The 11680-nt window shown below is 68.2% G+C and carries 9 protein-coding genes and 1 pseudogene; 5 read left to right on the top strand and 5 right to left on the bottom strand.

The features are described 5' to 3' along the window. The first annotated feature begins 131 nt into the window (after window positions 1-131). Together ACH4SP_RS25880 and ACH4SP_RS25875 are read left to right on the top strand one after the other, a co-directional pair. On the top strand, window positions 132-458 hold the full coding sequence (locus tag ACH4SP_RS25880; protein ID WP_398417939.1) for a trypco2 family protein: 327 nt from the start codon (window positions 132-134) through the stop codon (window positions 456-458). 13 nt (window positions 459-471) lie between these two features. Continuing rightward, window positions 472-4230 (top strand): tetratricopeptide repeat protein, encoded by a 3759-nt coding sequence (locus ACH4SP_RS25875; RefSeq protein WP_398417938.1) that lies wholly within the window; start codon window positions 472-474, stop codon window positions 4228-4230. 139 nt (window positions 4231-4369) lie between these two features. On the opposite strand, the gene ACH4SP_RS25870 is transcribed toward ACH4SP_RS25875, so the two are convergent. Further along, window positions 4370-5701, bottom strand: coding sequence for a MauE/DoxX family redox-associated membrane protein (locus ACH4SP_RS25870; RefSeq protein WP_398417937.1), 1332 nt, complete (start codon window positions 5699-5701; stop codon window positions 4370-4372). Window positions 5702-5811: 110 nt separating this feature from the next. Here ACH4SP_RS25870 and ACH4SP_RS25865 point away from each other — a divergent pair, with 110 nt between their 5' ends. Continuing rightward, window positions 5812-6039, top strand: a complete 228-nt coding sequence (locus tag ACH4SP_RS25865) for a hypothetical protein (protein WP_398417936.1) — start codon at window positions 5812-5814, stop codon at window positions 6037-6039. A gap of 13 nt (window positions 6040-6052) precedes the next feature. After that, window positions 6053-7507 carry a radical SAM protein gene (locus ACH4SP_RS25860; RefSeq protein WP_398417935.1) on the top strand — a complete coding sequence of 485 codons (1455 nt, stop codon included), beginning with the start codon at window positions 6053-6055 and terminating at the stop codon, window positions 7505-7507. A 185-nt stretch (window positions 7508-7692) separates the two neighbouring features. On the opposite strand, the pseudogene ACH4SP_RS25855 reads toward ACH4SP_RS25860, so the two are convergent. Both ACH4SP_RS25855 and ACH4SP_RS25850 read right to left on the bottom strand, forming a co-directional pair. Beyond that, window positions 7693-7893: pseudogene (locus tag ACH4SP_RS25855) on the bottom strand (IS3 family transposase); the annotation flags it as partial. Between the two features lie 111 nt (window positions 7894-8004). Next, window positions 8005-9990, bottom strand: coding sequence for a hypothetical protein (locus tag ACH4SP_RS25850; protein ID WP_398417934.1), 1986 nt, complete (start codon window positions 9988-9990; stop codon window positions 8005-8007). 227 nt (window positions 9991-10217) lie between these two features. Here ACH4SP_RS25850 and ACH4SP_RS25845 point away from each other — a divergent pair, with 227 nt between their 5' ends. Continuing rightward, window positions 10218-10460, top strand: coding sequence for a hypothetical protein (locus tag ACH4SP_RS25845; RefSeq protein WP_398417933.1), 243 nt, complete (start codon window positions 10218-10220; stop codon window positions 10458-10460). A gap of 278 nt (window positions 10461-10738) precedes the next feature. On the opposite strand, the gene ACH4SP_RS25840 is transcribed toward ACH4SP_RS25845, so the two are convergent. Together ACH4SP_RS25840 and ACH4SP_RS25835 are read right to left on the bottom strand one after the other, a co-directional pair. Then, window positions 10739-10945: a hypothetical protein gene (locus ACH4SP_RS25840; RefSeq protein WP_398417932.1), complete on the bottom strand. Its 207-nt coding sequence runs from the start codon at window positions 10943-10945 to the stop codon at window positions 10739-10741. A 438-nt stretch (window positions 10946-11383) separates the two neighbouring features. Next, entirely contained in the window at window positions 11384-11560 is a 177-nt protein-coding gene (locus ACH4SP_RS25835) for a hypothetical protein (RefSeq protein ID WP_398417931.1), read from the bottom strand. Window positions 11561-11680: the final 120 nt, after the last annotated feature.

The raw sequence follows: 11680 nt of genomic DNA, 5'->3' as shown, positions 1-11680 counted from the left end.
CGATCTCGGCATGGTCTCCGCTGGTTCGTGTCGGGAGAATTCGTGTAGCTGGATATACCCCTGCCTTGCTGCACGAGGCGGGGCGGCGAGGGGGCGTGGTGGGTAACGCAAGCGGTTCGGATCAGAAGTGGATGGACCTGGCAGACGCGATCGCACTGCTGCGGGACCAAGTCGCCGAGGCGCAGGACCGGATCTCCGCTCCTGAGGGCAACGGCCACCGAGGGGTGCTGTTCACGCTGGGGGAGATCACGCTGGAACTCGGCCTGGAGCTGACCGGTACCAAGGGCGTCGACGGCGGACTGCGGTGGAGCGTGGTCAGCCTGGGCGGGAAGAAGGAAAGCAGCAGCAAGGCCACCCACACGGTGACCGTGACGCTGACCCCACACCGACCCGACGGCGGCGGCCTCGACGTCAGCGACGTGGACCGCCGGAGGCGTGCCGCAAGCAGCGGCGAGTGAGCGGGGGCGGCTGGTGGAGTTCGACCGGCGGGTGCAGATCTGGGTGGACCAGTTGGGGGAGAAGACAGGGTTCGGCTCGGGCTACCTGGTCGCGCCGCGGCTGGTACTGACCGCAGCCCACATCCTGGACCGTAGGGACCCGGATGCCACCAACCCCGTGACGGTGAGCCTGCCGGACACCAGTGAGGGGGAGTTTCCCGCGATCGTACGCTGGCAGCGCTGGGACGACGTCGTGGACGCCGCTCTGATCGAAATCATGGAAGCCCCGGGCTGGCGAGTTCCGCAGTCCCTCGGTGACCTGCTCACCCGACCGCCCCAGCGCTACGGCCTCATCATCGGAAGCCGTCCCCACCCGGTCACCGCGTCCGGCTTCCCTCGCATGCAGAAGGACAACACTGACGGCCGGCGGCTGGACGAGCAGTTCACCGGCCGTATCGCCCCGGGAACCGGCTCCCTGGCAGGCCGCTACGAACTCACCAGCACCGACCCCATCCCCGCCGCCACCTACATCACCGACGGGGGGAGCCGCTGGTCGGGTATGTCGGGCGCTGCCGTCCTCACCAGCGACGGCTACGGCGCAGACCTCTTGTGCGGCGTCCTGCGCCGCGATCGCCGGGCCGACGGCGGCGCCCGTCTGACCGCCACCCCGGCAGCCCGCTTCCTGGCCGACGAGTCCTTCCGCACGCTCATCACCGAGCACACCGGCTGGGAACCCGTTCTGGAACCGGTCGAACCCGCGGCCCTGCTCACCCCCGCCGCCATCGACCGCAACCTGCACTCCCCTGCCGCCCTCCTGCGTGCCGACACCGAAGCCGTTGCCTTCCACGGCCGCGCCAGCGAACTCGCCGACTGGCAGGGGTGGTGTGAGAACGGCCCCCCAGCCATCCAGCTGCGTGTGTTGACCGGGCCCGGAGGGCAGGGCAAGACCCGTCTCGCCCGCCGTCTCACCGACACCCTCGGCTGGCGCGGCTGGGTCACCGGACACCTGAGCTCCGACCTCACCGACAACCCCACCCTGGACGCCGCCCCGCCCGACTTCACCACACTGACCACATCGCTGCCCCTGCTTTTGGTCGTCGACTACGCCGAGACCCGCCCCCGCCTGCTGCGCCGCCTCATCACCTACCTGGACCGCTCCCGCCACCGCGTGCGCGTACTGCTGCTCGCCCGCTCCGACGGCCAATGGCGCACCGGCTCCCACGAAGCCATTGCCGCCGTGGAGAACCTCCTCGAAGCAGCCCCTGTCATCCCGCTCGCCCCACTCATCCCCACCAGCCAGCCCGCAAAAGACCGGCATGACGCCTTCCACCGGGCCGCCCACGACCTCGCCCGCCTGCTCCCGCTGCTACCCACCCTGCCCGCACACGACTGGACATCCCTGGCCGCCACGCTCAGGTCCCCCGCGGACCTGCAGGAGTACCGCTACGACAACGTCCTCACCCTGCAGATGACCGCCCTCATCGCCCTCCTGCAACACGGCCCCCAGCCTGTCGACGCGGCCCCCGGCACCCCGCCGGAGCGCACCCTGCTCAAACACGAGGAGCGCTTCTGGGAAGCCAGTGCGAAAGGATCTGCCTACAAGCTCAAGCTGCCGACCCCCACTCTGGGCGCCGCCGTGGCAGTAGCCGCCCTGTGTGGAGCCAGCAGGGAGAAAGAAGAAGAGGCCGTAGGCGTGCTCGCGACCCTGCCTGGCCTGACCGCCAGTCAGGCAAAGTTCGCCGCCAGGTGGCTGGCCTCCCTGTACCCGGCCGATGGCGACCGCTACTGGGGCTCCCTCCAGCCCGACCGCATCGCCGAGTACCACGCCTCCCGTACTCTCGCCGAAGGCGACATCGAGCTGCCCGCACTACTCGGCGCTGCAGCACCGGGCCAACAGGCGCAGCTCCTCATTGTCCTGGCCCGCGCGGCCATCGCCCATTACAACGCCGGCCGCCCCACCGACAGCGAATATGTCCTGCGCACCATGGACGCGGCCCTGGACGCCGCTCCCCTCGTCTACCAAGCCGTCCAGGTCGTGTCAGACGCGCTTCCTTACCAGTCCCGCATCACCGGCCCTCTCGCCCTTCGCCTCTCTATCGTCCGTGCTCACGCCGACCAGCAATTGGTAGCGGACGATCCAGTCGCCTTCGAGCCCGACCTCGCGCGCTCGCTGGCCAACCTCGGCATCCGGCTGTTGGAAGCGGGGCGGCGGGGTGAGGCGTTGACCGCCGAGCAGCAGGCGGTGGAGATCTGGCAGCGGCTTGCAGCGGACGATCCGGTCGCCTTCGAGCCCGACCTCGCGCGCTCGCTGACCAACCTCGGCAATCAGCTGTCAGAGGTGGGGCAGCGGGGTGAAGCGTTGACCACCGCCGAGGAGGCAGTGGAGATCTACCGGCGGCTGGCGGAGGACGAGCCGGCCGCTTTCGAGTACGACCTCGCCGACTCGATGTCCAACCTCGGCATCCGGTTGTCGCAGGCGGGGCGGCGGGGTGAGGCGTTGACCACCGCCGAGGAGGCAGTGGAGATCTTCCGCCGGTTGGCGGTGAACGAGCCGGTTGCCTTCGAGTCCGACCTCGCGCGCTCATTGTCCAACCTCGGCAATCAGCTGTCAGAGGTGGGGCGGCGGGGTGAGGCGTTGACCGCCACCGAGGAGGCGGCGGAGATCTGCCGCCGGCTAGTAGTAAGCAACCCGGCCACCTTCGAGCCCTACCTCGCCGCCTTGCTGTCCAACCTCGGCAATCGACTGTCGGAGATGGGGCGGCAGAGTGAGGCGTTGACCGTCGAGCAGCAGGCGGTGGAGATCCGACAGCGACTGGCGGCGGACGATCCGGTCGCCTTCGAGCCCGGCCTCGCCAACTCACTGTCCAACCTCGGCATCCGGCTGTCGCAGGCGGGGCGGCAGAGTGAGGCGTTGACCGCCGCCGAGGAGGCAGTGGAGATCTACCGGCGGCTGGCGGAGGACGAGCCGGTTGCCTTCGAACCCGACCTCGCGCGCTCGCTGACCAACCTCGGCATCCAGCTGTCGGAGGTGGGGCAGCGGGGTGAGGCGTTGACCGCCACCGAGGAGGCGGCGGAAATCTATCGCCGGCTAGCAGTGAGTAACCCGGCCACCTTCGAGCCCAACCTCGCCACCCTGCTGTCCAACCTCGGCGTGCTGCTGGCGCAGGTGGGGCGGCGGGGTGAGGCGTTGACCGCCGAGCAGCAGGCGGTGGAGATCCGACAGCGGCTTGCAGCGGACAACCCGGCCGCTTTCGAGTACGACCTCGCCAACTCACTGTCCAACCTCGGCATCCGGCTGTCGCAGGCGGGGCGGCAGAGTGAGACATTGACCGCCACCGAGGAGGCAGTAGAGATCTACCGGCGGCTAGCGGAGGACGAGCCAGCCGCCTTCGAGCCCGACCTCGCCAACTCACTTTCCAACCTCGGCAATCGACTGTCGGAGATGGAGCAATGGGGCGAGGCGTTAATCGCCACCGAGGAGGCAGTAGAGATCTACCGCCGGCTGGCGGAGGACGAGCCAGCCGCCTTCGAACCCGACCTCGCCGACTCAATGGCTGCCTTTGCGGCGCTTCTAGAGGTAAAAGGTGATCTTCCCGGTGCGCTGCGCGCAACGCTAGAGGCTGTGCAACTTTATCGTACGTACGCTGCCACGATGCCCTACGCACGTCGGGAACTTCATACTGTGCTGGGCCTACAGGTGGAGCTGCTTGAACGCCTTGGGCGCAAGGAGGAAATGAAGGCAGTCCGTCGCTGGCTCAGGCAGAATCCGCTTCCACTCGATTCTCATGATTGATCAGTTGTGAGAATTCCGCGAGAGCCCCGGAGGCGACCAGGTTCCGCAGGTCGATATTCGTAGAAATCCTCTTACTGATTCCTCATGTTGTTTGTCAAGCAGTGAGAGCGGCGGGACGCGCACCGCGGCCTGGCCGGGGTCAGGCGCACGTCGTGCAGGCAAAGTCGGGGATCGGCTTACCGGCCGGGGTCTTGTGCCACTCCTCCGAGATGCGCTCGAACTCGTCGCCGAGCTGGTCGGCCTCGGCCTTGAGAGCAGCCTTGATCACGGCTTCGACGGCCACCCGCGCCTCGGCGCGAGTGGCCGCGCACGCCTCGTACCGCTTCCCCTCCATTGCCTCGCCAGCGCCCACCACCAGAGCTCGGGCGTCGCGAACGTGCTGGGCCTCGTGCCTGATCACCCGCTGCCGCCATGCGCAGACCGCCCTCTTGCACACCGCGGAGAGCGCGCGGGTCGGCTCCCACTCCAGGGCGTACACGGTGGTGACCGCTTTGAAGGTGACCTTCTGGAGCGTGGCTTCGATGCAGACCTGGTCGCCTGCGGGCTCGCAGATCCCGGTGAAACAGCCCAGCGAGGTCCGGCAGTCGGCCAGGCACGCGCTGGCGCTGTCGTACTCCTTGCCGTTGCAACGGCAGCGCACCTTGGTGACGTTGCGGACCTCCTCGAGGGGCGGAGCGGTGTCGAAGGAGTACCTGGCGATGGTCCATCCCGCGTACTGGGGATGTCCGTTGCCCTCCTCATCCTGGACCCCGACCGTTTCCCGGTAGTTCCCGACGGCCTTGCAGTCGTTCTCTTCGATGCCGTTCGCGGGCAGGCGGGCGACGTCGACGGCCAGTGGGCAGTCGGGGGTTGCCGTTGCCGGGGGCTTCGCGGACGGCGCGCGGGGCGCGGACGATGAGGCCGCCAGCGGTGTGCTACCCCGCCCTGTGCAGGCCGCCAGCAGGGAGGAGACGGCTGCCACCAGGAGCATCCGCCTGCCGGGGCCTGTACTCACGCGGACAGCGCGGGGCCGGGGAACGGAGGGCCATGACACCCGCCAGATGAGCAGGACGGCCACCGCAGGGGGAACCACAACCGCCGTCCATGTCATGCCGCCGGGCGGCGCACCCATTGCCAGCGCGGCGACCAGGACGAGGGCGCCGTTCCGGGCCACCGTGCGGCGGGACATCGGCGCCCCCGCACGGCCGAAGCAGCCGCACGGCACAAAGCGGCCCGTTGCCACGGCCCACCCCGCGAAGATGGTGAAGGCCGTCAGCAGCCCCAGGGCACCACAGGCGCCGATATAAGCCGTGCCCGGCAGCACCAGCAGGGCTGCGAGCAGTGCCTCTGCGCCGATCAGCAGCACAGTACCTGCCCTCGGGGAGAGGCCCGCCGCAGCCAGCGCGGTGCGCGTGGTACCGGGTCGCAGGGACTTGCCGGCTGCCGCACTGACCAGAATCACCAAGAGCAGGTATCGGGCAGGCATCTCCATACACGCACTGTGAACTTCCGGCTGCCCCCGGTCCACCCCGCCACATACCAATAAACATCAGCGAGTTGCCCGATTGACGCTCCGCTCGGACGACGAGGATCCTGCATCCCATGGAGCAGGAGACCCCGAACACGATCCGGCTGATCGCATCCGACGACGAGAACCCGAAGGTGCTGACGGCGCCGGGCGGGCGCTACGAAGTCGTCGTCGCCGCTGTGGTCGACTCCGATCTGCAGTCGATCGCGGACGAGACAGGCGGCACATCAGCGCTGCCGCAACGGCCGCCCCGGCTGTGCGGCAGCCGCACGACCTGTCTGGCGATCGTCGAGATCGAATAGCGCGGCAAGGCCCATGGAACGGCTGCTCGCAACCTCCCGCTACACCTTCGCCGTCCCGCTCTCCGATGGATACGGCCTCTTCCACGCCTCTACGGGCAGTGTGTTCCGCCTGCACGGTCGCGATGCGAAGAAGCTGGCCGCCCTGCTGAGCGGGAACCATTCGCTGGTGCACGAGTCCGTGCTCGGTGCGGAGTTGACGACCCAGCTGCAGCGTGCCGGGTTCCTCGTCGCGCCGGACGCCGACGAACTGACCGCGGTGCGGGAGCGGTACTGGCAGGCACGCGGCAACGCACCCGTGGTGCTTCTCGTGACGACCACCATGGACTGCAACCTTGGCTGTTACTACTGCTACGAGTCGCGCTCCGATGAGGCGCTGAGCGTAGACGATGCCGACACTCTCGTGGACATCGCCAAGGAGAGGCTGGGGCGCCGCGGCAAGCGGAGCCTGCACATCGACTGGTACGGCGGGGAACCGCTGATGAACCTGGAGTTCATGGAGCGGGCGTCGCAGAAGCTGCAGGACTTCTGTGCGGCGGCGGGGATCGCCTACCACGCCTCCGTGGTCTCGAACGGGACGCGCTGGCCGCAGGATGTGGGCGGCCTCGTCACGCGGCACCGTATCCGTGAAGTGCAGATCTCCTTCGACGGGCTGAAGGAGAACCACGACCGCCGTCGCCGCTACCGTCCCCTCCACCGCGGCGAGCAGGACCTCTCCTCCTTCGACCAGGCGGTGGCTCTGGTAGATCAACTGGTCCGGCACACCCGGGTCGATCTGCGCTTCAACGCGGACCACGGCAACGCCGGTGACCTCGCCGGCTTCATCGAACTGGCCAGAGCACGCGGCTGGTTCGATGCGCCGTACCGCTGCGTGCTGATGGTCGCGAAGCTCTCGGCCTACTCTGATCGATCGGCGTTCCTGCGGCCTCACGAGCTGAGCGCGGAGGAGTTCGAGGAGCTGCAGGAGGTCGCCGAGCGTCTCCTGCCGAAGGAGGCACAGGACGACCAGGACATCGTGGGCGGCTTCCCGCATCCAAAGACGTCGGTGTGCGGGGCGCTGGCGCCGGACTCGGCGGTCGTGGGCGCTGATGGGCTGGAATATCGCTGCGGGCTCCAGGTGGGTGAGACACATCGGGCCGTCGGCTCCTTCCGCCGCGATCTGCCGCTCGTCGCGGCAGCTAGCCCCGGCACCGACGGGGCATGGTGGGATTCCTTCGACCCGACACGTCTGCCGACCTGTTCGCGCTGCTCCTTCCTCCCTGTCTGCTGGGGCGGCTGCCCCAAGCGGCATCTGGACGGCGACGGCACCGGAGTGGCAGGAGAGGGCCAGTATTGGCGCACCCAACTACCACGCCAAGTAGCCGCCGGTTTCGGCGAGTCCGTCCCGCAGGGCTTCGCCTTCACCGAGGCGGACCAGTTCCGCGACGACTCCCGCGAAGCGGACGACGAGAACGAGGCCTGGCACGCATAGGATCTTGCGGAGTCAGCACCTTTCAAGGCGTATGCGCCCGCAGAGGGTTCAAAGGTGTACGGGCTTGGGGATCCGTATCGGGTGCGGGAGCAGGAGGCGGAAGAGAGGGGGTGTATCGGCCGGACTCGTCCACAGTGCCCGGCAGGGCGAGCTGGGCCAGCGCACGGTCGTACTCCTCGGGATCAACCCGTCCTCTGCGCGGAGAAGTCGCCTTCAGCACGCGCCCCTCGCAGAGATGTTCCCGTACCACCCGCCGCACCGATCCCCAGCTTCGCGGCGACTGCCTTCGTTGCGGCCCACTCGGTTGGGTAGTGGGGACGGATCTCCGCGACCATGCACACCGCACGCTCACGAAGCTCAGCAGGGTAGGGGGACGGGCGTGCCATGACTCGATCCTCCCAGGGAATCGAGCCTCCATCAGGCCCGGAGCGGTTCAACCTGCCATCAGGCGTGTCACGAGCAGCTCAGAACGCCACACCACGTCAATTCACCGGCTGCTACCCAACCCACTTGACACCACCCGCACAATCACCGGCGGGGCCGAGCAGCTCCTTCGTCATGGTGTCAGCCCTCGAACAGCCGCCAGGGCCGTGAGGGCTCCACGATGTCGAGTCGCTTCGCTGCTCCCTCCTGAAGCTCTCCGACCACCACTCGCCGTCGACGACGCTGACCGAGGCAACGTAGCTGCCGGACGGGACTGCCTTGGTGCTGGTGCAACCGGGCACCGCAGTACGGCGGTTCCAGCGGAAGTCGACCGTGCCAGAGGTGGTCTGAGTGAGCTGCAGCCACCGCGGCGCTGCTTGCCCGGAGGTGCACCAGGAGGACTTCCATACAGCAGGTTCGTCGGAAGGGGTGTGCACCTGGAGGACCAGCTCGGAGCGGCTGGCGTCGAGGCAGCAGGTTCCGGGCATGCCCTCCGCGGGCTGCACTCGCACCGTCAGCGTCCAGCGCGGCTCGTGGGCAGTGGTGAAGCGGGCGCCCGGCGGGGTCAGTCGCCCGATGAGGTAGTGGTTGTCGCAGACCGGCAGTTTCATGATCGGTGCCGTGTTCACAGGCTGGTCGCCGATGTCGGCGACGGGATCTTTCACCGGCTGGGCAGGTGACACGGACGCACTGGGGCTGTGACTGGTGCTGGGTGTGTTCTTCGCGGGTGCACGGGAGTTGAGGATGTCGTTGATGCGCTGGCCCAGCGGTGCCAGGTCTGCGGTCATCGACAGCACCACGGCTATCAGCGCGCCGTAGACGAGCATGACCGCCTTCGGGTCGAGCCTGCCCGAACCGGGGTAGGCCAGCCGGCTGAGGCGGAAGACGAGGCGTGGGGTCAGTCCTGCTTCGGGACTTGCGGTCCAGATGAAGCCGAACATGAACCAGTAAGCCTTCTCGTACAGCAGGTGCCAGAAGCCGAAGTACTCGATCAGTGCCAGGAGCAGCACCCCGCCGTGCCACACCGTGGTCCAGTCCCACTGCCAGAAGGACAGTGCGACACCGACCTCGCGCCAGGAGCCGGAGCGGGGCGCCTCGTGGGTGCTCATGAAGGCCCCGGCAAAGAAGCCGGCGGCCGTCAGCGCTGTCAGCGACAGCCCGGCGGCGAGGGCCGCGAGGCAGTACAGGTGCCCCTGCTCTCGCAAGGAGCGGGATGTCAGCACCTTGATCGGCGGGACGTCGGAGTCCGCGGGCGGCGGGGCGGGGGTGCTCGTGTGCTGCTCCGCCGGCTCTTCGGCCGCCAGCGGGTAGGGGTGGGCCAGGTACGGCTCACCAGGGGTGCCCGGGTGGTGTGCCATGTACCGTGCGATCGCCTCCTCGTAGCTGGTGCCCCTTGCCACCCTGGTAATCGGCTGGTGACCGGCCTTTTCTTCCTGGAGGAGGCGGACCTGGTGCTGGAGTACGGACACTTCCTGGCCCAGTGCACGGGCCTTCTCCTCGGCTGCCTGCCGCTCGTCTTCCTGCTCCCTGGCGTACGCGGCGGCACGGTCCAGCTGGGTCTCCTGGTCCGCTGTGCGGGCGCGCAGTACGTCGTTCTCCTCCTCAAGCACGTGAAAGGTGCGCTTCGTCTCGGCGCTGAGCCGGTCGACTTGCTCCTGCAGTTCGCTCAGCGCGTCCTGCGCCTCGCTGCGGCCCTGGAGCGCTTCCTCCACACGCCACGAGAGCTGATCTACCGTCAGGCGCAATCGGCTTGTCTGGTCCTGCCAGTAGCTCACCCCGTTGGGGTTGCGGGCGGCCTCGTAGAGGGGTTCCAGGTACCGGGCCTGCTCGCTGTCCCTGTCCAGGCCGAGGAAGTCCAGCACGGACGCGTGGAAGGGGTCCGTCGGCGAGTACGTGGAGAACTTGTTGTCCAGGGCCCTGCTGACCTTTGTCTGGGTCAGGCCCTGGGCGGCGGCAAACTCCGTCTGAGTACGCCCCGCAGCGGCCAGCAGGCGCTTGACGGCGGTCCCGTACGTCTCGCCCTGCGGCGGATCGCTGGGTGTCCTCGCATCGCTGGTCATGGCCTCCCCCGGCCTGTGCCCGGCTGCCCTGCCGTTCAGGGGGAAAGGCACTGGTGACCGCCCGCTCCGGCACGGCCCTGCTCCCGGTATACCCCTTTACCCGCACCCCCCGTTGCTCTCCCCGCAATATCTTTCGCACGGGGCAATCTGCGGTTGCCTCTCACGCAACACCGCCACCCTCCCCTTCGCTTGTCCTATCCACTCCCCGCGAGCGAAGGGCCCCTCCGATGGCCACCACGCAGAACCTGATACCGGGCCTGCTCGGCGCGGGCGGCCTCGCCCAGGCGCTGGCCGGTGCACCCCCCTGGTGCGCCATCAGCTTCCTGGCCGTGAGCCTGGTCCTCGGCATCACCCAGGCGCTCTTCCCGCAGAACTCCCGCGACCGCCTCACCTGGTGGCAGAACCGCCGCACCTACCTCCACAACCGCCGCGACCAGCGCCACGCCCACCGGCTACCGCCGGGGTCATAACAGGCCCGCCCGGGCGAGAGCCCGGTACAGTTGGTCTGCGCGCCTTTTATGATCTGTAAAACAGTGTGCAAGGTGACGTTCGGCCTCGCCCAAGCCGCAGATCCGACGCCCTCGTGGACGGCCCCTTGAAGGGGCAGGCCACTGGTGGCGGGCGGTCTGAAGTCATCGCAACGGCGGTACCTGCCAAGCCCTGGTAAGCCGGACAGGAACCGCCGCGGGTTAGAAAAGCGCACCTCTCGCGCCTCTTGGTGGTTGCACACCAGGGGGCGCGTCGCGTTTTACAGGAAGCTGGCGAGCATGTCGCACAGCCACACCACGTACTGAACGATCCAGTGCGCGGCCTCCTCGGCGAGCCCAGCCATCAGGGCCTGGACCGTACCGACGAGCAGTGCATCGCGAACGGTGCGGCGACTCTCACCCCGGACCCGCGGTGGGCCTCCGTCCTCTGGCACTTCGGACTTCGGCCTATCGCTGTCGCCGGCCATGTGAGTTCCCCTTCGGCTCGATGTACGGGATGTGGGTGGTCGGGGCCTGACTGTTCGTCACACCCGGTCACCCAGAAACCGCACAGCGGTCGAACGGATGTGCTAAGAGTACCGGGATCTGGCGGCCGCGGGAGAAGGCACCCATGCCTGCGCCGCGTTGACCTCCCCCAAGCGGGGGAACTGCCCACACGCCGCAATCGCCCCACCAGCGGGTACGTCTCATCGCGTCTCGCTGAAACTCGTCCCCGTGGTCCGGCCTGGAGGGCCTGCGGAATCTGACCTGCGCCCGTTATGTCCCTCTACAAGCCTCCCTACCTCCAGAGAGGACCGCCTTGGCGTCGCCGCCCCGGCGCAGCTGCAAGTCCCCGAATGCGGTAGAAACAGAGCAGAACCCGGTGGTTGACGAGCCCCGGGCCCCGCTCGTGGTCGTGCGACCGGTCAGCCGGTGGTGTTGCAGTGGTCCTCGACGGCTTTGGCCAGGGCCTGCATGCGGGCGGTGACCGATCCAGCACTCTCCTCCATCACCTCTACGCACGCGTACGTCATGCGCATGTCGTCCCCGGCCGCGATGGCGTCGATCATCTCCTGGGCCTTGTCGTGCACGAAGTCGCTCATGAGGTGGCCTCCGTCCAGTGAGGTTGGCCGTATCCGGCCAGGATCAGGTCGTACGCGGCCTGCCGCCGCTCGCCCGCCGCCGTGCTGCGGACACCGAGGACCTCCCCGACTGAACCGCTC

The sequence above is a fragment of the Streptomyces sp. NPDC021093 genome (assembly GCF_044333135.1).
Classification (GTDB): domain Bacteria; phylum Actinomycetota; class Actinomycetes; order Streptomycetales; family Streptomycetaceae; genus Streptomyces.
This window is presented reverse-complemented; position numbering and strand designations above follow the sequence as displayed.